Annotated in this window: 18 protein-coding genes; 13 read left to right on the top strand and 5 right to left on the bottom strand. The window is 69.8% G+C overall.

Translation table 11 applies throughout. From position 1 onward, the window contains the following. Positions 1 to 15: 15 nt before the first annotated feature. From AB0J57_RS10500 to AB0J57_RS10485, 4 genes are all read right to left on the bottom strand, one after another. Positions 16 to 786 carry a succinate dehydrogenase/fumarate reductase iron-sulfur subunit gene (locus AB0J57_RS10500; RefSeq protein ID WP_366127640.1) on the bottom strand — a complete coding sequence of 257 codons (771 nt, stop codon included), beginning with the start codon at positions 784 to 786 and terminating at the stop codon, positions 16 to 18. Then, a complete protein-coding gene (locus tag AB0J57_RS10495) occupies positions 783 to 2,693 on the bottom strand; it encodes a fumarate reductase/succinate dehydrogenase flavoprotein subunit (protein ID WP_366127639.1) in 1,911 nt (636 codons plus the stop codon). Before AB0J57_RS10495 ends, AB0J57_RS10500 begins: the two co-directional genes overlap by 4 nt. Beyond that, entirely contained in the window at positions 2,693 to 3,538 is an 846-nt protein-coding gene (locus AB0J57_RS10490; RefSeq protein WP_366127638.1) for a hypothetical protein, read from the bottom strand. Before AB0J57_RS10490 ends, AB0J57_RS10495 begins: the two co-directional genes overlap by 1 nt. A 673-nt stretch (positions 3,539 to 4,211) precedes the next feature. Further along, on the bottom strand, positions 4,212 to 4,442 hold the full coding sequence (locus AB0J57_RS10485; protein ID WP_366127637.1) for a hypothetical protein: 231 nt from the start codon (positions 4,440 to 4,442) through the stop codon (positions 4,212 to 4,214). Positions 4,443 to 4,703: 261 nt separating this feature from the next. Between AB0J57_RS10485 and AB0J57_RS10480 the strand changes: the two genes are divergently transcribed. The 12 genes from AB0J57_RS10480 to AB0J57_RS10425 all read left to right on the top strand — a co-directional run bounded on the left by AB0J57_RS10480 (position 4,704) and on the right by AB0J57_RS10425 (position 21,438). After that, positions 4,704 to 7,034, top strand: a complete 2,331-nt coding sequence (locus AB0J57_RS10480) for an ABC transporter family substrate-binding protein (protein ID WP_366127636.1) — start codon at positions 4,704 to 4,706, stop codon at positions 7,032 to 7,034. Positions 7,035 to 7,318: 284 nt separating this feature from the next. Next, complete coding sequence (typA, locus tag AB0J57_RS10475) at positions 7,319 to 9,226, top strand: translational GTPase TypA (RefSeq protein ID WP_064068287.1); 1,908 nt, start codon at positions 7,319 to 7,321, stop codon at positions 9,224 to 9,226. A gap of 533 nt (positions 9,227 to 9,759) precedes the next feature. Further along, complete coding sequence (locus AB0J57_RS10470; RefSeq protein WP_366127635.1) at positions 9,760 to 11,379, top strand: ABC transporter substrate-binding protein; 1,620 nt, start codon at positions 9,760 to 9,762, stop codon at positions 11,377 to 11,379. A 156-nt stretch (positions 11,380 to 11,535) separates the two neighbouring features. Beyond that, positions 11,536 to 12,459 (top strand): ABC transporter permease, encoded by a 924-nt coding sequence (locus AB0J57_RS10465; RefSeq protein ID WP_366127634.1) that lies wholly within the window; start codon positions 11,536 to 11,538, stop codon positions 12,457 to 12,459. Next, entirely contained in the window at positions 12,452 to 13,402 is a 951-nt protein-coding gene (locus AB0J57_RS10460) for an ABC transporter permease (protein ID WP_366127633.1), read from the top strand. Before AB0J57_RS10465 ends, AB0J57_RS10460 begins: the two co-directional genes overlap by 8 nt. 11 nt (positions 13,403 to 13,413) lie before the next feature. Next, entirely contained in the window at positions 13,414 to 14,439 is a 1,026-nt protein-coding gene (locus AB0J57_RS10455; protein WP_366127632.1) for an ABC transporter ATP-binding protein, read from the top strand. Beyond that, positions 14,432 to 15,583, top strand: a complete 1,152-nt coding sequence (locus AB0J57_RS10450; protein WP_366127631.1) for a dipeptide ABC transporter ATP-binding protein — start codon at positions 14,432 to 14,434, stop codon at positions 15,581 to 15,583. Before AB0J57_RS10455 ends, AB0J57_RS10450 begins: the two co-directional genes overlap by 8 nt. Before the next feature lie 252 nt (positions 15,584 to 15,835). After that, positions 15,836 to 17,458, top strand: coding sequence for an ABC transporter substrate-binding protein (locus AB0J57_RS10445; protein WP_366127630.1), 1,623 nt, complete (start codon positions 15,836 to 15,838; stop codon positions 17,456 to 17,458). Positions 17,459 to 17,488: 30 nt separating this feature from the next. Continuing rightward, the gene (locus tag AB0J57_RS10440) at positions 17,489 to 18,412 is read left to right on the top strand and encodes an ABC transporter permease (RefSeq protein ID WP_366127629.1); all 924 of its coding nucleotides are present in this window, start codon (positions 17,489 to 17,491) and stop codon (positions 18,410 to 18,412) included. Continuing rightward, the gene (locus AB0J57_RS10435) at positions 18,405 to 19,367 is read left to right on the top strand and encodes an ABC transporter permease (RefSeq protein ID WP_366127628.1); all 963 of its coding nucleotides are present in this window, start codon (positions 18,405 to 18,407) and stop codon (positions 19,365 to 19,367) included. The genes AB0J57_RS10440 and AB0J57_RS10435 overlap by 8 nt, the downstream gene beginning before the upstream one ends. Before the next feature lie 3 nt (positions 19,368 to 19,370). Then, the gene (locus AB0J57_RS10430) at positions 19,371 to 20,354 is read left to right on the top strand and encodes an ABC transporter ATP-binding protein (RefSeq protein WP_366127627.1); all 984 of its coding nucleotides are present in this window, start codon (positions 19,371 to 19,373) and stop codon (positions 20,352 to 20,354) included. Continuing rightward, positions 20,338 to 21,438 (top strand): dipeptide ABC transporter ATP-binding protein, encoded by a 1,101-nt coding sequence (locus AB0J57_RS10425; RefSeq protein ID WP_366127625.1) that lies wholly within the window; start codon positions 20,338 to 20,340, stop codon positions 21,436 to 21,438. Before AB0J57_RS10430 ends, AB0J57_RS10425 begins: the two co-directional genes overlap by 17 nt. A 141-nt stretch (positions 21,439 to 21,579) precedes the next feature. Here AB0J57_RS10425 and AB0J57_RS10420 read toward each other — a convergent pair whose 3' ends face one another. Further along, complete coding sequence (locus AB0J57_RS10420) at positions 21,580 to 23,709, bottom strand: alpha/beta fold hydrolase (RefSeq protein ID WP_366127624.1); 2,130 nt, start codon at positions 23,707 to 23,709, stop codon at positions 21,580 to 21,582. 157 nt (positions 23,710 to 23,866) lie between these two features. Between AB0J57_RS10420 and AB0J57_RS10415 the strand changes: the two genes are divergently transcribed. Further along, complete coding sequence (locus AB0J57_RS10415) at positions 23,867 to 24,061, top strand: hypothetical protein (protein WP_366127623.1); 195 nt, start codon at positions 23,867 to 23,869, stop codon at positions 24,059 to 24,061. The last annotated feature ends 1 nt before the right edge of the window (position 24,062 follow it).

Below are 24,062 nucleotides of genomic sequence, written 5' to 3'. Positions count from 1 at the left end.
CCTGAGAGCCGCCGCCTAGGGCTTACGGCGGGTGATCTTGTTGCCGAGCCAGACCAGCGGGTCGTACTTGCGGTCCACGGCCCGCTCCTTCAGCGGGATCAGCGCATTGTCGGTGATCTTGATCTGTTCGGGGCAGACCTCCGTGCAGCACTTGGTGATGTTGCAGTAGCCGAGTCCGTGCTCCTCCTGCGCCGTGCGCTTGCGGTCGAGACCCGACTCGGCCGCCGCGTCCAGGGGATGCATGTCCAGTTCGGCGACCCGCATCAGGAAACGCGGCCCGGCGAACGCGGTCTTGTTCTCCTCGTGGTCCCGGACCACATGGCAGGTGTCCTGGCACAGGAAGCACTCGATGCACTTGCGGAACTCCTGCGGGCGCTCCACGTCGATCTGCTGCATCCGGTACTCACCGGGCGCCACGCCCGGCGGCGGGACGAAGGAGGGCACCTCCCGGGCCTTCTCGTAGTTGAAGGACACGTCCGTCACCAGGTCGCGGACGACCGGGAAGGCCCGCAGCGGCGTCACGGTGATGGTCTCGTCGCGGGAGAACACCGACATCCGCGTCATGCACATCAGCCGCGGCCGGCCGTTGATCTCGGCGCTGCACGAACCGCACTTGCCCGCCTTGCAGTTCCAGCGGACCGCCAGGTCCGGCGCCTGGGTGGCCTGGAGCCGGTGGATGATGTCGAGGACGACCTCGCCCTCGTTCACCTCGACGGTGAAGTCCTTCAGGCTCCCGCCGTCCAGGTCCCCCCGCCACACCCGGAAGCTCGCGTCGTAGCTGGTCACTCGTAGAGCTCCTCTTCGGCGAGGTACTTGACCAGCTCCTCCTTGTCGAACAGGGCGAGCAGGTCGGAACGGATGGGTTCGGTCGTCGTGCGTTCGAGGGTGATCTGCCCCTCCTCGGAATCCGGGTCGGCGAGGCGGCACAGCAGGTTCACCCGGCGCCACTCGCGCTCCATGGCCGGGCAGTCCTCCCGGGTGTGCCCGCCGCGGCTCTCCGTGCGCTCCAGGGCCGCGCGCGCCACGCACTCGCTGACCAGCAGCATGTTCCGCAGGTCCAGCGCCAGGTGCCAGCCGGGGTTGAACTGCCGGTGCCCCTCGACACCCGCGCCCTGGGCCCGCAGCCGCAGCTCGGCCAGCCTCCGCAGCGCCCGCTGCATCTCCTCCTCGCGGCGGATGATGCCGACCAGGTCGTTCATCGTCTGCTGGAGCTCCTGGTGCAGGGTGTACGGGTTCTCCGGCCGCTCGCCCTCCCCGGTGGGACTGTCGCCGCTGAACGGCCGCAGCGCCTCCGCCGCCGCCGCGTGCACCTGGGCGTCGACCAGCACCGGGCGGGCTTCCAGGCCGCTCGCGTACTGAGCCGCGTACAGCCCGGCCCGGCGGCCGAAGACCAGCAGGTCGGACAGGGAGTTCCCGCCCAGCCGGTTGGAGCCGTGCATGCCGCCCGCGACCTCACCGGCCGCGAACAGCCCCGGTACGCCGACCGCCGCGGCCGTCTCCGACTCGACGGCGACCCCGCCCATCACGTAGTGGCAGGTCGGGCCGACCTCCATCGCCTCGGCCGTGATGTCGACGTCCGCCAGCTCCTTGAACTGGTGGTACATCGACGGCAGCCGGCGCCGGATCGTCTCGGCCGGCATCCGCGTGGACACGTCCAGGAAGACGCCGCCGTGCGGCGAGCCGCGACCCGCCTTCACCTCCGAGTTGATCGCGCGGGCGACCTCGTCACGCGGCAGCAGCTCGGGCGGGCGCCGGTTGTTGTCCGGGTCCTCGTACCAGCGGTCGCCCTCCTCCTCCGACTCCGCGTACTTCTCCTTGAAGACGTCGGGGATGTAGTCGAACATGAACCGCTTGCCCTCTGAGTTGCGCAGCACCCCTCCGTCGCCGCGCACCGACTCCGTGACCAGGATGCCCTTCACCGACGGCGGCCAGACCATCCCGGTCGGATGGAACTGCACGAACTCCATGTTCACCAGCGGCGCGCCCGCCAGCAGGGCCAGCGCGTGGCCGTCACCCGTGTACTCCCACGAGTTGGACGTCACCTTGAAGGACTTGCCGATCCCGCCGGTCGCCAGGACCACCGCCGGTGCCTCCAGCACGAAGAAGCGGCCGGACTCGCGCTCGTAGCAGAACGTCCCGCACACCCGCTCCCCGTCCTTGAGGATCCGGGTGACCGTGCACTCCTGGAAGACCTTCAGCCGGGCCTCGTAGTCGCCGAACTCCCGGAAGTCCTCCTGCTGGAGGGCGACGATCTTCTGCTGGAGCGTCCGGATCAGCTCCAGACCGGTCCGGTCGCCGACGTGGGCCAGGCGCGGGTACTCGTGACCGCCGAAGTTGCGCTGCGAGATGCGGCCGTCCTTCGTGCGGTCGAAGAGGGCGCCCCACGTCTCCAGCTCCCACACCCGGTCCGGCGCCTCGCGCGCGTGCAGCTCCGCCATCCGCCACTGGTTGAGGAACTTCCCGCCGCGCATGGTGTCGCGGAAGTGGACCTGCCAGTTGTCACCGGCGTTGACGTTGCCCATCGAGGCGGCGATGCCGCCCTCGGCCATCACCGTGTGGGCCTTGCCGAACAGCGACTTGCAGATCACGGCCGTACGGGCGCCCTGCTCGCGCGCCTCGATGGCCGCCCGCAGCCCCGCCCCGCCGGCGCCGACCACGACGACGTCCCACTGCTGCCGTTCCGCTTGTGTCATCAGAAGAACCTCGGATCCTCGAAGGCGCCCGTGGCGAGCAGGTACACGTAGAAGTCGGCGAGCGCCACGCTGATCAGCGACGTCCAGGCCAGCAGCATGTGACGGGCGTTCAGCTTGCCGACCCAGCCCCACAGCCGGTAGCGGACGGGGTGCTTCGAAAAGTGCTTCAGCCGGCCGCCGACGATGTGCCGGCAGGAGTGGCACGAGAGCGTGTACGCCCAGATCAGCACGATGTTGACGAGGAACACCAGCGTCCCGAGGCCCATGTGGCCCCACTCGTACGAGGCGTCGCGGAAGGCCAGCACGGTGTCGTAGGTCAGGATCCCGGCGACCGGCAGCGCGGCGTAGAAGAAGTACCGGTGGATGTTCTGGAAGATCAGCGGGAAGCGGGTCTCGCCGGTGTACTTCTTGTGCGGCTCGGCGACCGCGCAGGCCGGGGGCGAGGCCCAGAAGCCCCGGTAGTAGGCCTTGCGGTAGTAGTAGCAGGTCAGCCGGAAGCCGAGCGGGAAGATCAGGATCAGCAGGGCGGGGGACAGGCCCCACCAACTGCCGAAGATCTCCCAGTTGGGGCCGTCCTTCATGGGCACGCAGTTCTCGGCGAGACAGGGCGAGTAGAACGGCGAGACGTAGGGCGCGGCGTAGTAGTCGGTGTTCGCGAAGGCGCGCCAGGTGGAGTAGACGACGAACGCGAGCAGTCCGGCGGCGGTGGCGGCGGGCGCCAGCCACCAGCGGTCGGTCCGGAGGTGGGGCGCCGCGATGGTGGCGCGGGTCGGGCTGTGCACACCACCGAGCCCGGTGCGGGCGGCGGTGTCGGTGTCGGGTGGTTGTTCGGTGCCTGTGGCCAACGGGGTCTCCTAGGGCGCGTGCCGGTCATGGCGCGTGCCGGTCGGTGAGGGCGGGTGCCGGTCATGGGCCGGCGGTGGTGGCTGGCTGGTCGCGGTGCCCGTGCGTCTCGCGCACGCGCGCGCGTGCGGGGCCGGTATCGGCGTGCCTCGGCGCGCGGGCCGTGCGGCAGGGGCGGTGCCCCGGGCGGTGGCGACCGGGCGGGGCGGGCGGGGCGAACCCGTGGGGTGCCGGGCGGGGCGCGGGAGGCGCCGGGCGGGCGGGGCCGGCCGACGGCTCCGGGTAAGCCCCGGTTCAGCGGGGTACGGTCCCGTCCGCGCGGCGCACATGGCGTGTCCCGGCGCGGTACGGGCCGTACGGCCTGCGTGGCTGGTGCGGCCCGGTACGGCGCGCTACGGGCCCCGGTTCGGCGGCACGTGCCGGGAGCGGCGCGGCACGGAACGGCGGTGGACCGGCACGGACCGGGGGCGGACCGGCGCGGATCGGGGGCGGACCGGCGCGGCACGGCGGCCGCGGGGCGCACAGGCGCCCCGGTACGCCCCGGGTCCCGGCACGCCACGGCGCCGGGCGCGGTGGCCCTTCGGCGGGACCTCCCCGCGCTGTCCGGAACCCCGCTGCCCGGAACCGCACTGTCCGGTGCCGCGCTGCCCGGGACCGCCCACGGTGCCACTCCCGTCAGGGGGCGCGGCGGTCCCGCGCGCCGAGGCCCTCGTCGTCCGAGTCCGTCCACAGGGAGCTGTCGTACGGCGTATCCGGAATGGTCACCAGGCCTTCCGGCCGGCCGACCGACATGGGGACCGGTTTCTCCTCCCGCTGCTGCGTGAGATTCCGTTCCAGATTGATGACCGACCGGGCCAGCTCCTCCAGGCGGCGCTTGACCTCTGTCAGATCGTCTTCGAGTGACATGAATTGCCCTCACTTCCGCAATAGCGGGTGGCAAACACGCGCCTGAGAGTGTCGCGCGTCACATCCCCCATTGTGAAGCCATGTGCACGGATTCCACCCTTCCGGGGCTTGGGCCGCACGGGTGGTGTTTGCGCGCGGTGTCGCCGTGTCGCCACCGCGGGGACCTTCCAGTGCATTTCAGTGTATGGGCAATAGGTGTGATCATCTCTAAATTCACCAAAACAGCTAAATTCCACAAAACAGGACGAAGAGGTACAAGACATGTCCCACGTCGGCGCCCCTCGGGGGAGGACATGCTCCCGGGGCCCCCGTTCCCGCACGCTCCGGTCCGCCGTCCTCCTCACCACCGGCGTACTCGCGGTCTCCGTACTGAGCGGATGCAGCTCCCCCGAGGAGGAGAGCGACGCCAAGGCCGTCCCGCAGGACATCGCCCCCGCCGGCCGCGACAAGGTCGCCGACGGCGGCACGCTGCGCTGGGCCGTCGACACGACGCCGACCACCCTCAACGCCTTCCAGGCGGACGCCGACGCCACCACCGCGCGCGTCACCCAGGCCGTACTGCCCAGCCTCTTCACCCTCGACGAGCGCGGCCGCCCCCAGCGCAACCCCGACTACCTGGAATCCGCCGAGGTCGTCGAGCGCGAGCCCAAGCAGGTCGTCCTCTACAAGCTCAACCAGCAGGCGGTGTGGAGCGACGGCCGCGAGATCGGCGCCCCCGACTTCGTCGCCCAGTGGCGGGCCCTCAGCGGCAAGAACTCCGCCTACTGGACCGCCCGCAACGCCGGCTACGAGCGGATCGAGAAGATCGAGCGCGGCGCCGGCGACCTGGAGGTCCGGGTCACCTTCAGCAAGCCGTACGCCGACTGGCGCGCCCTCTTCTCGCCGCTCTACCCCAAGGACGTCATGGGGACGCCGGCCGCCTTCAACGACGGCGCCCGCTCGCAGCTCGCGGTGACGGCCGGCCCCTTCCAGCTCAAGGGCGTCGACGCCCGCGGCGGCACGACCACGCTCGTCCGCAACCCGCGCTGGTGGGGGCAGCCGGCCAAGCTCGACGCGATCGTGCTGCGTGCCGTCCCCCGCTCCGGCCGCGCCACCGCCCTCGCCACGGGCACCCTCGACCTCGCCGAGGTCGACCGCGCCACGGCGGACCGGATCGCCCGCGCGGCGAAGGGCGCGGCCAAGGACGCGCACGGCCCGGGTACGGCCGCGACCCCGCCGGCCGCCCAGAAGCCGGCGCCTCCCGCGCCCGGTACCGACCCCGCGAAGGCCCGGCTCCACCAGGCGGCAGTCCTGAAGAACCGGCAGGTGGCGGCGGCGTACGCGGCCGAGCAGAAGGCGCTGCGCGGCTACGTGGTCCGCAAGTCGCTGGAGCCCGCGTACACGCAGCTCGCGCTGAACGGGGAGAGCGGCCCGCTCTCCGACGACCGGGTGCGCCGGGCCGTGGCCCGCGCCCTGAACCGCCAGGAGCTCGCCGACGCGGTCCTGAAGCCGCTGGGGCTGCCCGCCCACCCGGTCGGCAGCCACCTCGCGCTCGTCGGGCAGCAGGCGTACGCCGACAGCAGCGGCGCCCTCGGCGGCCAGGACACCGAGGAGGCCCAGGAGCTGCTGGCCGACGCGGGCTGGACCCGGGGCGGGGCCCGCAAGCCCGCCGCCCCGAAGGACGGCACCAAGGCGGGCGCCCAGGCGTCGCCCGGCACGGGCGGGAAGAACGGCGGGGAGGCCGACGTACCGTCCGACGAGGGCCTGTACATCGTCGGCGACGACAAGCCCGCCATCGGCGGCAACGACGGCCCGGAGGGCACGCACGTCCTGGCCCCCGCCCCCGCCGCGGCCGCCCAGGGCATCGCCCTCCACCGCCAGGCGGAGATCCAGGCCCGGGCCCGGACGACGGCCGACCGCCCCGCGAACCGCCCGGCCGCCGCCCTCGGCGAGACCGACAAGGGTGCGGACCAGCCCAAGGCCCAGGGCGGCGGCGCCCCCGGCGCCTACGCCCCGCGCGGCACCGCCGTCCCCGCCCCGGCCGCCCCGGCCCCGGCGCGCGACGCGGCCGCCGGACCGCTCGGCAAGGACGGCGAATCACTCACGCTCCGCTTCGTCCTCCCGGCCGGCCCGGACTCCGAGTCCCTCCGCACCGTCGGCGACAAGATCTCCCGGATGCTGGGCCGCATCGGCATCGGCACCGAGATCGTGAAGGTCCCCGACGACAGCTTCTTCAAGGACCACATCGCCTCCGGCGACTACGACCTGGCCCTCTACTCCTGGCCCGGCACGGCCTTCCCGGCCACCGACGGGCGGCCCATCTTCGCCAAGCCGCAGCCGGCCGCCGACGGCTCGCTGCTGGTGGAGCAGAATTACACCCGGGTCGGCACCGACCACATCGACCAGCTCTTCGACCAGGCGGCCGCCGAGCTGGACGAGAAGGCGGCCCGTGACCTGCTGAAGCAGGCCGACGCCCGGATCTGGGCCGCGGCCGGCTCCATCCCGCTCTACCAGCGGCCGCAGCTCGTGGCCGCCAAGCCGGCGGTGGTGAACGCCGGGGCGTTCGGCTTCGCGACCCCGCGCTACGAGAACATCGGCTTCACGCGGAAGTAAGGCCAACTAAGGCCAACCTCAGAATCCGCTCAAGTCACTTGCCCGCCGGTACCACCGGCGGGCAAGCTCCGTTGCGGACCATGACCCGGGCCACACCCACGCACCCCCAGTGCACCGCAGTACAGCACCAGTACACGCACCTGTTCGATCTTCTCCGGATGGGCCGGGAAGCCTTGCGCGCGTCGGCCCCGTACCATGGACACAGCCGTGGCGCGTCCGCCCGGCGGGCGTACGAGGAACAAAGAGACGCCGCACCCACGATCCGAGAGAAGCGCCAGCCACCCATGCCCACGCGCCACGACATCCGTAACGTAGCCATCGTCGCCCACGTCGACCACGGCAAGACGACCATCGTCGACGCCATGCTCAAGCAGGCTGGTGCCTTCGCCGCCCACCAGCTCGATTCGGTCGACGACCGCATGATGGACTCGAACGACCTGGAGCGTGAGAAGGGCATCACGATCCTCGCCAAGAACACGGCGGTGAAGTACCACCCCAAGGACGGCGGGGCGCCCATCACCATCAACATCATCGACACCCCCGGCCACGCCGACTTCGGCGGCGAGGTCGAGCGCGGCCTGTCGATGGTCGACGGCGTGGTGCTGCTGGTGGACGCCTCCGAGGGCCCGCTGCCGCAGACCCGCTTCGTGCTCCGCAAGGCCCTCCAGCGCCGCATGCCCGTCATCCTGTGCATCAACAAGACGGACCGCCCCGACTCCCGGATCGATGAGGTCGTCAACGAGACCTACGACCTCTTCCTGGACCTGGACGCGGACGAGGAGCAGATCGAGTTCCCGATCGTCTACGCGTGCGGCCGTGACGGCATCGCCTCGCTGACGAAGCCGGAGGACGGCACGGTCCCGGCCGACTCCACCAACCTGGAGCCGTTCTTCTCCACGATCCTGGAGCACATCCCGGCCCCGGTGTACGACGAGGAGGCCCCCCTCCAGGCGCACGTCACCAACCTGGACGCCGACAACTTCCTCGGCCGTATCGCGCTGCTCCGCGTCGAGCAGGGCGAGCTGCGCAAGGGCCAGACGGTCGCGTGGATCAAGCGCGACGGCACCATCGCCAACGTACGCATCAGCGAGCTGATGATGACCGAGGCGCTCACCCGCAAGCCGGCCGAGGTGGCGGGCCCCGGTGACATCTGCGCCGTCGCCGGTATCCCCGACATCATGATCGGCGAGACGCTGGCCGACCCGGAGAACCCGATCGCGCTGCCGCTGATCACGGTCGACGAGCCCGCGATCTCCATGGTCATCGGTACGAACACCTCGCCGCTGGTCGGCCGTGGTGCCACCGGCAAGGGCGCGGACAACAAGGCGGCCGTCAAGGACCGCAAGGTCACCGCCCGCCAGGTCAAGGACCGTCTGGACCGCGAGCTGATCGGTAACGTCTCGCTGCGCGTCCTGGACACCGAGCGTCCCGACGCCTGGGAGGTGCAGGGCCGCGGTGAGCTGGCGCTGGCCATCCTGGTCGAGCAGATGCGCCGCGAGGGCTTCGAGCTGACCATCGGCAAGCCGCAGGTGGTCACCAAGGAGATCGACGGCAAGGTCCACGAGCCGGTCGAGCGCATGACCATCGACGTGCCCGAGGAGCACATGGGCGCCGTCACGCAGCTCATGGGCGTCCGCAAGGGCCGCATGGACAACATGTCCAACCACGGCTCCGGCTGGGTGCGCATGGAGTTCGTCGTGCCGTCCCGCGGCCTCATCGGCTTCCGTACCGAGTTCCTGACGCAGACGCGCGGCACGGGCATCGCCCACTCCATCCACGAGGGCCACGAGCCGTGGTTCGGCACGCTCCAGACCCGTAACAACGGCTCGCTGGTCGCCGACCGCTCCGGCGCCGTCACCGCCTTCGCGATGACGAACCTCCAGGAGCGCGGCGTGCTCTTCGTCGAGCCGGGCACCGAGGTGTACGAGGGCATGATCGTCGGCGAGAACTCCCGCTCCGACGACATGGACGTCAACATCACCAAGGAGAAGAAGCTCACGAACATGCGGTCGTCCTCGGCCGACTCGTTCGAGGCGATCGTTCCGCCGCGCAAGCTCTCGCTGGAGCAGTCGCTGGAGTTCTGCCGCGACGACGAGTGCGTCGAGGTGACCCCGGAGGCCGTCCGCATCCGCAAGGTGAACCTGGACCAGCGCGAGCGCGCCCGCGCCGCCTCGCGCGCCAAGAACGGCTGATCCGGCGCGGCGGCCGGGCCGGCCGCCGCCACGGACGTCAACTCCCCGTCCCGGGAGGGGTCATTCCCCTCCCGGGACGGGGAGTTTTTTCTGCGTTCCTCCGGGGCAGGCATGCCGCGCCCGCCCCTTTACCAGCACGGGACCCGTGCCCCCGCACCGGTCGGCGGACGGAGGTGTCGGCTGACCGCACGTCAAAGCGTTTTCCCGGCCGAAGCGTCCGCATATCGACCGTCGCTCTCCGGAACATGTGTTAACGGTCCGTTTCGCGGGTGTCTGTCTGTGATCGCTTTGTCCGGATTTCGGTCTTCGGGCCCTTGGTGATGTTGCCAAAACGAGACCCTTTAAGTGTGGTTTACGGCCCGGACGTACTTAATAGTTGGCTCCATTGAGCTCGGGTCAATGGGTCACGCGCTGTGGGGAGCGCCGACTCACGAGCACACTCGGGGCACTTGGGTCATCGCCGTCAGGGGTGTCGGCGTGCAACCTCGAAGTGCCCCTCTTGTAGTGACAAGTGGACTCATGAGGAGGAACCCATGCGCGGTGCCAAGAGCGCCAAGTGGGTCGCGGGCGCGATAGTCGTCGCCCTGGCAGCCACGGCTTGTGGCGGTGGCGGTAGCGACAGCAAGGCGGGCGGTGCCAAGCAGGTCGTGATGGAGCTCGGCGAGCCCCAGAACGGTCTGATCCCGTCGAACACGTACGAGTCCGAGGGCTCCGAGGTCATGAACGCCCTGTTCACCGGCCTCGTGCGGTACGACGAGAAGAACGAGACCCAGCTCGACATGGCGGCGTCGATCGAGACCAAGGACAGCAAGGTCTGGACGATCAAGCTCAAGGACGGCTACACCTTCCACAACGGTGAGCCGGTCACCGCGCAGTCCTTCGCGGACGCCTGGAACTACGGCGCCAACCAGGACAACACGCAGGAGACGAACCCGCTCTACAACAAGATCGACGGGTACGCCGACCTGAACCCGGGCGAGGGCAAGAAGCCCGCGACCGACAAGATGAAGGGCCTGAAGGTCGTCGACGAGAAGACCCTCGAGGTCACGCTCACGGCGCCGTTCTCCGCCTTCAAGACCATGCTGGGCTTCAACGCCTTCTACCCGCTGCCGAAGGCCTTCTTCAAGGACCCGAAGGGCTTCGAGACCGCGCCCATCGGCAACGGCGTGTTCAAGATGGACGGCAAGTTCGTCCGCAACCAGCAGATCAAGACGGTCAAGTACGACAAGCACCCCGACGCGGGCGAGATCAAGATCCCCGGCGTCACCTTCAAGATCTACAACAACCAGGACACGGCCTACCGTGACCTGCTCGGCGGCCGCGTCGACATCATGGACACCGTTCCGCTGTCCGCGATGACCACCGCCGCCAAGGACCTCGGCGACCGCTACATCCAGGGCACCGACTCGGGCGTCGGCTACATCGGCTTCCCGATCAAGTACAACAAGGCCTACGCGAAGCCGGAGCTGCGCAAGGCGATCTCCCAGGCGATCGACCGGAAGGCGATCACCGAGAAGATCTTCGTCAACACCCGTACGCCGGCGGACGACTTCATCAACCCGCTGGTCCCGGGCTACCGCAGCGGCGCCTGCGGCGCGCCCTGCACCTTCGACCCGGCCGCGGCCAAGAAGGCCTTCGACGCCGCGGGCGGCCTGCCGGGCAACAAGATGGAGCTCGGCTACAACGCCGACGGCGGCCACAAGGACTGGATCGAGGCCGTCGCGGCCCAGCTCGAGAAGAACCTCGGCGTCGACGTCACCGTCAAGCCGTTCGAGCAGTTCCAGACCATCCTGAACGACCTCGGCGACAAGAAGTACAGCGGCGCGTTCCGCCTGGCGTGGTCCATGGACTACCCGCACGCGGAGAACTACCTGCGCCCGGTCTTCTCCGAGGACGCCATCGAGCACGGCTCGAACTACTCGGGCTACGTCAACCCGCAGGTCGAGAAGCTCCTCGACCAGGGCGACACGGCGACCACCGAGGACGCCGCGATCAAGGCGTACCAGCAGGCTGACGACCTCATCCTGAAGGACATGCCGTACATCCCGGTGTACTTCTACAAGCTGAACGCCGGCCTCAGCAAGAACCTCAAGCCGGGCGTGCGGATCGACAACATGACCCAGATCGACTGGACCACGGTGAACCCCGCCTGACGGTTCAAAGGATCTCCGTAGGGAGATCCTGACAGCAGTGGGGGTGACGGGGTTCTGCCCCGTCACCCCCCTTCTGCCGTCCTGTTGTCGTCACCCCTCACCCGGGCCGGGGCCCATTGGTGTGCCCCTCCCGGTATCCGTACAACTGGAGACCTGATGGGTCGTTATGTGATCAGGCGTCTTCTGCAGGCGATACCCGTACTGCTCGGCGCGACAATACTTCTCTACTGCCTCGTCTTCCTGCTGCCCGGTGACCCCATCCAGGCACTGGCCGGAGAGAAGAGAGCGGACCCGGCCATCGCAGCGATCCTGCGAGAGCAGTACCACCTCAATGACCCGCTCTACATGCGGTACTGGTACTACATCTCCGGGGTTCTCACCGGGGACTTCGGCACCGACTTCACCGGCCGCGCGGTGTCCGAGATCATGGGCGAGACCTTCCCGGTCACGCTCAGGCTGGCCGGCATCGCCTTCGTCATCGAGGCCATCATCGGCATCGTCGCCGGTGTGTTCGCGGCGCTCGGCCGCGGCAAGTTCCTCGACAACCTGGTGCTGCTGTCGACCCTTCTTCTGGTCTCCATCCCGGTGTTCGTGCTGGGCAACGTGCTCCAGCTCGTACTGGGTGTGCAGTGGGCGATCGCACCGATCTCCTACGACGCCGAGGACATCACCACGCTGATCCTCCCGGGCACGGTCCTGGCGTCGGTCTCGCTCGCGTACATCGCCCGGCTCACCCGGACGAGCATGATCGAGACGATGCGCGCCGACTACGTGCGCACCGCCACCGCCAAGGGCCTGAGCCGGTCCCGGGTCATCGTGCGCCACGGGCTGCGCAACGCGATGATCCCGATCGTCACCTTCCTCGGTGTCGACCTCGGCTCCCTCATGGGCGGCGCGATCATCACCGAGCGCATCTTCAACATCCCCGGCATCGGCGGCACCCTCTACCAGGCCGTGTACCTGCGCCAGGGGACGACCGTGGTCAGCATCGTGACCGTGCTCGTCCTCGTCTACATCGCCGCGAACCTGATCGTGGACCTGCTCTACGCCGTGCTCGACCCGAGGATCCGCTATGCCTGAGAACACCTCCACCACCGTCGAGGAGAGCGAGGCCGTCAAGACGGCCGCGCCCGGCAGCCCCGTCCGCACCAAGAAGGACAAGCCCGAGCGGGTCGCCAGCATGTGGAGCGACGCCCGTCGCGACCTGATGCGCAACTGGGTCTTCCTGGTCTCCGCCGCGCTGATCCTCTTCCTGCTGGTCATGGCGTTCTTCCCGCAGCTCTTCACCAGCGGCGACCCGTACGCCAAGGGCTTCTGCGACCTGTCCAACTCGGTCGTGCCGCCCAGCAGCGCGCACTGGTTCGGCTACGACGTTCAGGGCTGCGACATCTACACCCGGACCATCTACGGCACCCGCAACTCGATCATCGTCGGCGTCCTCACCTCGGTGCTGACGACGCTCGCCGGTGGCGTGCTCGGCATGGTCGCCGGTCTGCGCGGCGGCTGGCTGGACGCCGTGGTCTCGCGCTTCACCGAGATCTGGTTCGCCATCCCGACCCTGCTCGGCGGTCTGCTCGTGCTGGCGATGCTGGGCACCGGCAACGTCGTCACCGTCTCGCTGATCATGGCGGTGCTCGGCTGGCCGCAGCTCTTCCGCATCATGCGCGGCTCGGTGATCACCAACAAGGCGAACGACTACGTGATGGCCGCCCGCGCGCTCGGTGCCGGCGGCTGGCGCATCGCGATGCGTCACATCCTGCCGAACGCGCTCGCCCCGGTGATCGTGGTCAGCACGATCAACCTCGGCGTCTACATCTCGGCCGAGGCGGCGTTCTCGTACCTCGGCATCGGTGTCCAGTCCCCGAACATCTCCTGGGGCCTGATGATCAGTGACGGCCAGGACCGGTTCCTGAGCTCCCCGCACATGGTGCTCTTCCCGTCCCTGTTCCTGAGCATCACGGTCCTCGCGTTCATCATGCTCGGCGAAGCTGTTCGCGACGCCCTCGACCCCAAGCTGCGCTAGGAGGGCGTACGTTGACCACCATCGACAAGAAGACGAGCGCTCCGCTGCTCGAAGTGCGCGACCTGCACGTCGAGTTCCACACCCGGGACGGCGTCGCCAAGGCCATCAACGGCGTGAGCTACAGCGTCGACGCCGGCGAGACCCTCGCCGTCCTCGGCGAGTCCGGCTCCGGCAAGTCGGTCACCGCCCAGGCGATCATGGGCATCCTCGACATGCCGCCCGGCCGTATCCCCAAGGGCGAGATCCTGTTCCACGGCGAGGACATGCTGAAGATGTCCGCCGAGGAGCGCCGCAAGATCCGCGGCCGCCGCATCGCGATGATCTTCCAGGACGCGCTCTCCGCGCTGAACCCGGTCCTCTCCGTGGGCTACCAGCTCGGCGAGATGTACCGCGTCCACCTGGGCATGTCCCGCAAGGACGCCAAGGCCAAGGCGATCGAGCTGATGGACCGGGTGAAGATCCCGGCCGCGGCGGCGCGGGTGAACGACTACCCGCACCAGTTCTCCGGCGGTATGCGCCAGCGCATCATGATCGCCATGGCGATGGCGCTGGAGCCGGACCTGATCATCGCGGACGAGCCGACCACCGCGCTCGACGTGACCGTCCAGGCCCAGGTCATGGACCTGCTCGCGGAGCTCCAGCGCGAGGAGAACATGGGCATGATCCTGATCACCCACGACCTGGGTGTGGTCGCGGACGTCGCCGACAAGATCGCGGTGATGTACGCGGGCCGGATCGTCGAGAACGCGCCCGTCCACGAGCTGTACAAGCGCCCCGCGCACCCGTACACCCGTGGCCTGCTCGACTCCATCCCGCGCCTGGACCAGAAGGGCCAGGAGCTCTACGCGATCAAGGGCCTGCCGCCCAACCTGATGAAGATCCCCACGGGCTGCGCCTTCAACCCGCGCTGCCCGAAGGCGGACGACCTCTGCCGTACGGAGATCCCGGCCCTGGTGCCGGTGACGGAGCAGGACGGCGGCGAGCTGCCGGGCCGCGGCAGCGCGTGCCACTTCTGGAAGGAGACGATCCATGGCTGAGCTCAGGAAGAACGATGAGGCGGCCGTGGACGCGACCCCGAACGTCACCGAGGTCGAGACGGTCGACGTGGCGAGCGAGACCGCCGCGGTCGCCGCGATCGAGGCCCCGGTGGAGCGCGGTGAGCCGATCCTCCAGGTCCGGAACCTGGTCAAGCACTTCCCGCTGACCCAGGGCATCCTGTTCAAGAAGCAGGTCGGCGCGGTCAAGGCCGTGGACGGGGTCTCCTTCGACCTGTACCAGGGCGAGACCCTGGGCATCGTCGGCGAGTCCGGCTGTGGCAAGTCCACGGTCGCCAAGCTGCTGATGATGCTGGAGACGGCGACCTCGGGCGAGATCTTCTACAAGGGCCAGGACATCACCAAGCTGTCCGGGCGCGCCCTGAAGGCGGTCCGCCGGAACATCCAGATGGTGTTCCAGGACCCGTACACCTCGCTCAACCCCCGGATGACGGTGGGCGACATCATCGGTGAGCCCTTCGAGATCCACCCCGAGGTGGCCCCGAAGGGCGACCGGCGCCGCAAGGTGCAGGAGCTGCTGGACGTGGTCGGGCTCAACCCCGAGTACATCAACCGCTACCCGCACCAGTTCTCCGGCGGTCAGCGCCAGCGCATCGGCATCGCCCGCGGTCTGGCGCTCAACCCCGAGATCATCATCTGCGACGAGCCGGTGTCGGCGCTGGACGTGTCGGTGCAGGCGCAGGTGGTCAACCTCATGGAGAAGCTCCAGGACGAGTTCAACCTGTCGTACATCTTCATCGCGCACGACCTGTCGATCGTCCGGCACATCTCGGACCGGGTGGGCGTGATGTACCTCGGGAAGATGGCCGAGATCGGTACGGACGTACAGATCTACGACCACCCGACGCACCCCTACACCCAGGCGCTGCTGTCGGCCGTCCCCGTGCCCGACCCGGACGCCCGCGAGGGCCGCGAGCGGATCATCCTGACCGGTGACGTCCCGTCGCCGGCGAACCCGCCGTCCGGCTGCCGCTTCCGCACCCGGTGCTGGAAGGCGGAGGACAAGTGCGCCACCGAGGTGCCGCTCCTGGCGGTCCCGGAGCGCTTCCAGGGCTCCGACAGCCCGGCGGCGCACGAGTCGGCGTGCCACTTCGCCGAGGAGAAGGACGTCGTCCACGCGGCGTAAGGCGCGGTTGTACGTGTACGAGGGTGCCCCGGGCGGGAACGGCCGGGGCACCCTCGCGTGCCGGGCCGTGCCGGGGCCGGGCTCCGGGGCGGTGACCGGCCGGGCCGGGCGGGCCGTCGCGCGAGGGCGGGGGCGTCGCGCAAGTGGGTGGTGCCGTGCCCGGACGGGCGGGTACAGCGTGCGCGGGCGCACCGTATGGGGTGGTATGTGGGCCTAGCCGTGAGGCGAGGACCACGACCAGGGGAGGCACCCATGCGCGGAGCCACGCACGTCAGGGCGGCAGCCTGTGCCGTGGCCGTCGTCCTCGTGGCGACCGCCTGCGGTGGCGGCAACGGCGCTGCCGGCGGCGCGGACGGGATCGTCAGCTCCTCCTGGGGCGACCCGCAGAACCCGATCGAACCGGCCAACACCAACGAGGTCCAGGGCGGCAAGGTCCTCGACCTGCTCTTCCGCGGCCTCAAGAAGTACGACCCCAAGACCGGCCAGGCCCGGGACATGGTCGCCGAGAAGATCGAGACCACCGACTCGAAGAACTTCACCATCACGCTCAAGCCCGGCTGGAAGTTCAGCAACGGCGAGCCCGTCACCGCCAAGTCCTTCACCGACGCCTGGAACTACGGCGCCCACGTCGACAACAAGCAGGCCAACGCGCCCTTCTTCAGCGACATCGCCGGCTACGAGGACGTCCACCCCGCCTCCGGGGCCGCCCGGGCCAGGACGATGCGCGGCCTGGTCGTCAGAGACGACCGCACCTTCACCGTCGCCCTCAAGGACACCTTCTCCACCTGGCCGGAAACCCTCGGCTACCAGGCCTTCATGCCGCTGCCCCGGGTGTTCTTCACCGACCACGACGCCTGGCTCGCCAAGCCCATCGGCAACGGCCCCTACACCGTCGAGTCGTACACCAGGGGCAGCAACATGAAGCTGCGCCGCTGGAACGGCTACGCGGGCGAGGACAAGCCCCGCAACGGCGGCGTCGACCTCGTCGTCTACACCGACAACAACAGCGCGTACACCGACCTGATCTCGGGAAACCTCGACCTCCTCGACGACGTGCCCGCCCAGCAGCTCAGGAACGTCGAGGGCGACCTCGGCGACCGTTACATCAACCAGCCCGCCCTCATCGTCCAGACCCTGGTCTTCCCGCTCTACCGGCCCGAGTGGAACAAGCCCGGCATGGAGAAGCTCCGCCGCGGCCTGTCCATGGCGATCAACCGCGAGGAGATCACCAAGCAGATCTACCAGGGCACCCGCACCCCCGCCAAGGACTGGACCTCACCCGCCCTCGGCAAGACCGGCGGCTACCAGGAGCTCTGCGGCGACGCCTGCACATACGACCCGGCCAGGGCCAAGCGCCTCATCGAGGAGGGCGGCGGCCTGCCGGGCGGCCGGGTGACGCTCACCTCGAACGTCGACACCGGCTCGCACCGCGCCTGGATGGACGCCGTCTGCAACAGCGTCAACAACGCGCTCGGCCGGGGCGCCGTCTGCACCGTCAACCCCATCGGCACCTTCGCCGACTTCCGCAACCAGCAGACCACGGCCAAGCTCACCGGCCCCTTCCGCTCCGGCTGGCAGGCCGACTACCCCCTCATCCAGAACTTCCTGGAGCCGCTCTACTCCACCGGCGGGTCCTCCAACTACGGCAAGTTCAGCAACAAGGAGTTCGACGGCCTCGTCGACAAGGCCAACCGCGAGACCGACCAGGCCGCGGCCGTCAAGGACTTCCAGGCCACCCAGCGCATCCTCGCCGAACAGATGCCCGCCATCCCCCTCTGGTACCAGAACGGCAGCGCCGGCTACTCGGAACGGCTCTCCGACGTGACCCTCAACCAGTTCAGCGTCCCGGTCTACGACCGGATCAAGGTCCGCTGAAGCCCCGCCTCGCGATCCTCCGGAGCCCTCATGGGACGCTATGTGATCCGGCGGCTGCTCCAGATGATCCCGGTGTTCATCGGCAGCACGTTCCTGATCTTCTTCATGGTGTACGCGCTCGGCGACCCGGTCGCGGCACTCTTCGGCGACAAGGCGCCCGACCCCGCCACCGCCGCCCGCATCCGCGAGGACCTCCACCTCGACCAGCCGCTGTGGAAGCAGTACCTGCTCTACATGGGCGCCATCTTCCAGGGCGACTTCGGCACCGCGTTCAACGGCCAGAAGGTCACCGAACTGATGGCCTCCTCCTTCCCCGTCACCCTGCGGCTCACCCTCGTCGCCGTCGTCATCGAGATCCTCATCGGCATCACCCTCGGCGTCATCAGCGGCCTCAAGCGCGGCCGCCCCCTCGACACCGGCCTGCTCGTCCTCACCCTCGTCGTCATCTCCGTCCCCACCTTCGTCTCGGGCTACCTCCTCCAGTTCCTGTTCGGTGTGAAATGGGGCTGGGTACGCCCCTCCGTCTCCTCCGAGGCCCGCGTCGACGAGCTGCTCCTGCCCGGCGTCGTCCTCGCCCTCGTCTCCCTCGCCTACGTCACCCGGCTCAGCCGCACCTCCATCGCCGAGAACGTCCGCGCCGACTACGTGCGCACCGCCATCGCCAAGGGCCTGCCGCGCCACCGGGTCATCACCCGCCACCTGCTGCGCAACTCCCTCATCCCGGTCGTCACCTTCATCGGCGCCGACATCGGCTCGCTGATGGGCGGCGCGATCGTCACCGAGCGGATCTTCAACATCCACGGCGTCGGCTACCAGCTCTACCAGGGCATCCTGCGCAACAACGCGCCCACGGTCGTCGGCTTCGTGACGATCCTCGTGATCGTCTTCCTGCTGGCGAACCTGCTCGTCGACCTGCTCTACGCGGTCCTGGACCCGAGGATCCGCTATGCCTGACACCCGCGACACCTACGACGAACCCGAGGACGTCATCGCCCCGGCCGGCGCCGGCGGCGCCATGGACCTGGCGATGAGCGAGGCCGAGACCCTGGCGCCCTCCACGGGCCGCCCGCGCAGCCTGTGGTCCGACGCCTGGCACCAACTGAGCCGCAACCCCGTCTTCCTCGTCTCCGCGGCCCTCATCGCCTTCCTCGTCCTGATCGCCCTCTGGCCGCAGATCCTCGCCGGCGCCGACCCGCTCCACTGCGACCTGTCCAAGTCCCAGGCGGGCCCCGCCCCCGGCCACCCCTTCGGGTACGACACCCAGGGCTGCGACGTCTACACCCGCACCGTCCACGGGGCCCGGGCCTCCATCACCGTCGGCGTGTGCGCCACCCTCGGTGCCGCCCTGCTCGGCAGCCTGCTCGGCGGGCTCGCCGGGTTCTTCGGCGGGTGGTGGGACGCGCTGCTGTCCCGGATCACCGACGTGTTCTTCGGCATCCCCGTCGTCCTGGGCGGCCTGGTGTTCCTGTCCGTCGTCACCAGCTCCACCGTCTGGCCGGTGGTCGGCTTCATCGTGCTGCTCGGCTGGCCCCAGGTCGCCCGCATCGCCCGCGGCTCGGTCATCACCGCGAAGCAGAACGACTACGTCCAGGCCGCGCGGGCGCTCGGCGCCGGCAGCGCCCGGATGCTGCTGCGGCACGTGGCGCCCAACGCGGTCGCCCCGGTCATCGTCGTCGCGACCATCGCGCTCGGCACGTACATCGCGCTGGAGGCCACCCTGTCCTTCCTCGGCGTCGGGCTGCGGCCGCCCACCGTCTCCTGGGGCATCGACATCTCCAACGCCGCCCCGCAGATCCGCAACGCCCCCCACATGCTGCTGTGGCCCGCCGGCGCCCTGAGCATCACCGTGCTGGCGTTCATCATGCTCGGCGACGCGGTGCGCGACGCCCTCGACCCGAAGCTGAGGTGAGACGTGCTCCTCGAAGTACGCGACCTGTACGTGGAGTTCCGCACCCGGGACGGGGTGGCCAGGGCCGTCAACGGCGTGACGTACTCCGTGGACGCGGGGGAGACGCTCGCCGTGCTCGGCGAGTCGGGCTCCGGCAAGTCCGTCACCGCCCAGGCGATCATGGGCATCCTCGACATGCCGCCCGGCCGGATCACCGGCGGCGAGGTCCTCTTCCGGGGCCGGGACCTGCTCACGCTCAAGGAGGACGCCCGGCGCGCGGTGCGCGGCGCCGAAATGGCGATGATCTTCCAGGACGCGCTGTCGGCCCTGAACCCCGTGCTCAGCGTCGGCGACCAGCTCGGCGAGATGTTCGTGGTCCACCGCGGCATGTCCAGGAAGGACGCCCGCGCCAAGGCCGTGGAGCTCATGGACCGGGTCCGCATCCCGGGGGCCCGCGAGCGGGTCGGCCAGTACCCGCACCAGTTCTCCGGCGGGATGCGCCAGCGCATCATGATCGCCATGGCGATGGCCCTGGAACCGGCGCTCATCATCGCCGACGAGCCGACCACCGCCCTCGACGTCACCGTCCAGGCCCAGGTCATGGAACTCCTCGCCGAGCTCCAGCGGGAACTCGGCACGGGCCTCATCCTCATCACCCACGACCTGGGCGTCGTCGCGGACGTCGCCGACCGGATCGCCGTCATGTACGCCGGGCGGATCATCGAGACCGCGCCCGTCCACGACATCTACAAGGCGCCCGCCCACCCCTACACCCGCGGCCTGCTCGACTCCATCCCGCGCCTGGACCACAAGGGCCGGGAGCTGTACGCCATCAAGGGCCTGCCGCCCAGCCTGACCGCCATCCCGTCCGGCTGCCCCTTCCACCCGCGCTGCCCCCGCGCCCGGGACCTGTGCCGGGTCGACGTACCGCCGTTGTACCCGGTCTCCGAGGACCGGCGCAGTGCCTGCCACTTCTGGAAGGAGACGATCGATGCCTCCCCTTCTTGAGGCCCCCCTTCGGGAGGCCCCCCTCCCTGAGGCTCCCCTTCTTGAGGTGCGCGACCTCGTCAAGCACTACCCGCTCACCCGCGGCATCCTGTTCAAGAAGCAGATCGGCGCCGTCAAAGCGGTCGACGGGGTCTCCTTCGCCCTCCACCCCGGCGAGACGCTCGGCATCGTCGGCGAGTCCGGCTGCGGCAAGTCCACGGTCGCCAGGATGCTCGTCAGCCTGGAACGGCCCACGTCCGGGCAGATCCTCTACAAGGGCGAGGACATCACGAGGCTGTCCGGCCGGGCCCTGAAGGCGGTGCGCCGCAACATCCAGATGGTGTTCCAGGACCCGTACACCTCGCTCAACCCCCGGATGACGGTCGGCGACATCGTCGGCGAACCGTACGAGATCCACCCCGAGGCCGCGCCGAAGGGCGACCGGCGGCGCAAGGTGCGGGAGCTGCTGGACGTGGTCGGGCTCAACCCCGAGCACATCAACCGCTACCCGCACCAGTTCTCCGGCGGCCAGCGCCAGCGCATCGGCATCGCCCGCGGCCTCGCCCTCAGACCGGAGATCATCGTGGCCGACGAGCCGGTGTCGGCGCTGGACGTCTCCGTCCAGGCGCAGGTGGTCAATCTGATGGAGAAGCTCCAGGACGAGTTCGGGCTGAGCTACGTGTTCATCGCGCACGACCTGTCGATCGTCCGGCACATCTCGGACCGGGTGGGCGTGATGTACCTCGGGAAGATGGCCGAGATCGGTACGGACGTACAGATCTACGACCACCCGACGCACCCCTACACCCAGGCGCTGCTGTCGGCAGTCCCCGTGCCCGACCCGGACGCCCGGGGGCGGAAGGAGCGCATCCTGCTCGCCGGCGACGTGCCCTCGCCCACCGGCGTCCCCTCCGGCTGCCGCTTCCGCACCCGCTGCTGGAAGGCGCGCGAGCGGTGCGCGCTGGAGGTGCCGGCGCTCGCCGTCCCGGCGGTCTTCCGCGACGCGGACACCCCTGCCCGGCACGATTCGGCGTGCCACTTCGCGGAGGAGAGGCAGGTCGTGCCGGCCGAGGCCCAGGCCGACATCCGTGGGCAAATGGGTTGATTGCCCATCAATTCCGTTAACATCCAGGCAACTTGCCGGAAGCGGTTTCGATATACGGACGCGTCAGTCTGAACAGCGTACGGCCGTGCGGGTGCCGTGGACCGGCCGGGGCGCGCCATGTCGCCCCGGCCGGTCGCCGTGCTACGCGAGCCCGAGCGACCGCTTCAGGAAGTCCACCTGGAGCAGCAGCAGGTTCTCGGCCACCTGTTCCTGCGGCGTCATGTGCGTCACGCCCGTCAGCGGCAGCACCTCATGCGGCCGGCCCGCCGCCAGCAGCGCCGACGACAGCTTGAGCGTGTGTGCCGCCACCACATTGTCGTCCGCCAGCCCATGGATGATCATCATGGGGCGGTGCGGGTTCTCCGGCGCCGACAGACCGTCGTCCGTGATCAGCGAGTTCGCCGCGTACACCTCCGGCGCCTCCTGCGGGAGGCCCAGATACCGCTCCATGTAGTGCGTGTCGTACAGCCGCAGGTCCGACATCGGCGCCCCCGCCACCGCGGCGTGGAACACATCCGGCCGCCGCAGCACCGCCATCGCGGCCAGGTAGCCGCCGAACGACCAGCCCCGCATCGCCACCCGGTCCAGATCCAGCGGGAACCGGTCCGCCAGCCCGTGCAGCGCCTCGATCTGGTCGTCCAGCGCCAGGGTCAGCCGGTCCTTGATCGCCTTCTCCCAGCCCGGCGAGCGGCCCGGCGCGCCCCGCCCGTCCGCCACGATCACCGCGAATCCCTGCTCGGCGAACCACTGGGAGGTCAGGTGCGGATTGTGCGCCGCCACCACCCGCTGCCCGTGCGGCCCGCCATACGGGTCCAGCAGCACCGGCAGCGGCCCGTCGCCCTCCTGGTAGTCCCGGGGCAGCAGCACCGCGCACGGGATGCGGTGCGCGCCCGCCTCGGTGAGCGTCAGGCGCGGCGACAGCACCGGCTGCTCCGCGTACGACGCCACCTCGGCCACCGGCTTGCCGTCCCGCAGCACCCGCACCGACGTCCCCGGCTCGTCCGGCCGCGCCGACGCCAGGACGGTCACCGCCCCGCACCGGACCGCCGAGTGGATTCCGGGCCCTTCGGAGACGCGCTCCACGCCCAGTTCGTTGACCCGGTACACATGAATCTCGCCAATTTCCGCCGCCGCGGCCTCCTCGCCCGCCGACGCCGACACCAGCACGTCGTTCTCGCCGACGTCCAGCACCCCGCGGAGGTGGAGCTGCGCGCCCGTCAGCGTCCGGTCGCCCACCGCCAGCACCCGCGCCCCGCCCTCGTCGGCGATCCGCACCAGCCGCCCGTCCGGCGCCCACGCCGGCACCCCGCCGAGCAGTTCCAGCCAATCCGGGTCCTCGTCGACGTGCACCGTCCGGGTCGTCCCCGTCTCGGTGTCCACCGCCAGGTACAACTGCGTGCGCTGGTCGCGGGTCTGCACGAGCAGCAGCGGCGCCCCGCCGGAGGACCAGTGCACCCGCGCCAGATACGGGTAACGCGCACGGTCCCACTCGACCTCCGTACGCGTACCGTCCAGGCCGAGCAGACACAGCGACACCTCCGAGTCGGCCGTCCCCGCCGCCGGATAGGCCACCTTGACCGGCTCCCGGTCCGGATGCGCCGGATCGGAGATCCACCAGCGCTGTACGGGGCTGTCGTCGGCCCGCGCGACCAGCAGCCGGTCCGACTCCGGCGACCACCAGTAGCCGCGCGAGCGGCCCATCTCCTCGGCCGCGACGAACTCCGCCAGCCCGTACGTGACGCCCTCCCCTTCCGGCTCGGCCAGCGCACGGTCGTCGCCCTCGCCACCGGCGCCCGTCACCCGCAGGGCGCCCCCGCTCACATACGCCACGTGCCGCCCGTCCGGCGAGGGACGCGGGTCGATCACCGGGCCCGGAACGCGCAGTTCACGCGCCGTCCCGGCCCTCAGCTCCGCCACGAACAGCCGCCCCGACAGGGCGAACGCCGCCAACTCGACGGCTCCGTCCACCGCGTAGCCCACGATGCCGCCCGCGCCTTCCCGGCTGCGTTCGCGGCGCGCCCGCTCCTCGGGCGACAACTCCTCCTGCGCGCCGCCCAGCAGCGCTTCCGGGTCGGCGGCCACGCGTTCGCGCATGCCGTCGTCCAGGTCGAGCACCCACAGCCGGTTCGCTCTGTCGGTGCCGGAGGGGGAGCGGAGGAAGACGACCCGGGAACCGTCGGGTGAGACGGTGAACGCCCGGGGAACACCAAGGGTGTAGCGCTGAGTCCGTGCGTACTGGCGGGGGAATGAGAGCTGTTGCCTGGAGGTCATACGACCGAAACTAGCGGTCGTGCGCCCCCATGTGCTGCCGTGCACCGATCGATGCGTGGGAACGGATAGTTATGATCCGTAGCGCCGGGTGGGTATGTACCCTCCGGCACGTGCGCCCTGCCCGGTCCGGAACGAACATGTATGGAGGTGAACCGCCGTGGCACTCTCGATTTCGGCGGTGGTGCTGCTGGCGATCGTCGTCTTCCTGCTGATCCGCAAGGCAGGCCTGAAGACCGGGCACGCGGTGGTCTGCATGCTGCTCGGTTTCTACCTGGCGAGCTCCTCCATCGCCCCCACCATCAGCGAGCTGACGACCAACGTGGCGGGCATGATCGGCGGCATCAAGTTCTGAG

This window comes from Streptomyces sp. NPDC049837 (genome assembly GCF_040674455.1).
In the GTDB taxonomy this organism is placed as follows: Bacteria; Actinomycetota; Actinomycetes; order Streptomycetales; family Streptomycetaceae; genus Streptomyces.
Note: the sequence above shows the minus strand (reverse complement) of the source record. Positions and strands in the feature narration are given on the sequence as shown.

What these genes read in the sequence shown, in the direction of transcription:
- AB0J57_RS10495 (WP_366127639.1), bottom strand. Translation starts at nt 2,693, where the DNA reads ATGACACAAGCGGAACGGCAGCAGTGGGACGTCGTCGTGGTCGGCGCC.
- AB0J57_RS10465 (WP_366127634.1), top strand. Translation starts at nt 11,536, where the DNA reads ATGGGTCGTTATGTGATCAGGCGTCTTCTGCAGGCGATACCCGTACTG.
- AB0J57_RS10450 (WP_366127631.1), top strand. Translation starts at nt 14,432, where the DNA reads ATGGCTGAGCTCAGGAAGAACGATGAGGCGGCCGTGGACGCGACCCCG.
- AB0J57_RS10480 (WP_366127636.1), top strand. Translation starts at nt 4,704, where the DNA reads ATGTCCCACGTCGGCGCCCCTCGGGGGAGGACATGCTCCCGGGGCCCC.
- AB0J57_RS10485 (WP_366127637.1), bottom strand. Translation starts at nt 4,442, where the DNA reads ATGTCACTCGAAGACGATCTGACAGAGGTCAAGCGCCGCCTGGAGGAG.
- typA (WP_064068287.1), top strand. Translation starts at nt 7,319, where the DNA reads ATGCCCACGCGCCACGACATCCGTAACGTAGCCATCGTCGCCCACGTC.
- AB0J57_RS10440 (WP_366127629.1), top strand. Translation starts at nt 17,489, where the DNA reads ATGGGACGCTATGTGATCCGGCGGCTGCTCCAGATGATCCCGGTGTTC.
- AB0J57_RS10435 (WP_366127628.1), top strand. Translation starts at nt 18,405, where the DNA reads ATGCCTGACACCCGCGACACCTACGACGAACCCGAGGACGTCATCGCC.
- AB0J57_RS10425 (WP_366127625.1), top strand. Translation starts at nt 20,338, where the DNA reads ATGCCTCCCCTTCTTGAGGCCCCCCTTCGGGAGGCCCCCCTCCCTGAG.
- AB0J57_RS10460 (WP_366127633.1), top strand. Translation starts at nt 12,452, where the DNA reads ATGCCTGAGAACACCTCCACCACCGTCGAGGAGAGCGAGGCCGTCAAG.
- AB0J57_RS10470 (WP_366127635.1), top strand. Translation starts at nt 9,760, where the DNA reads ATGCGCGGTGCCAAGAGCGCCAAGTGGGTCGCGGGCGCGATAGTCGTC.
- AB0J57_RS10445 (WP_366127630.1), top strand. Translation starts at nt 15,836, where the DNA reads ATGCGCGGAGCCACGCACGTCAGGGCGGCAGCCTGTGCCGTGGCCGTC.
- AB0J57_RS10420 (WP_366127624.1), bottom strand. Translation starts at nt 23,709, where the DNA reads ATGACCTCCAGGCAACAGCTCTCATTCCCCCGCCAGTACGCACGGACT.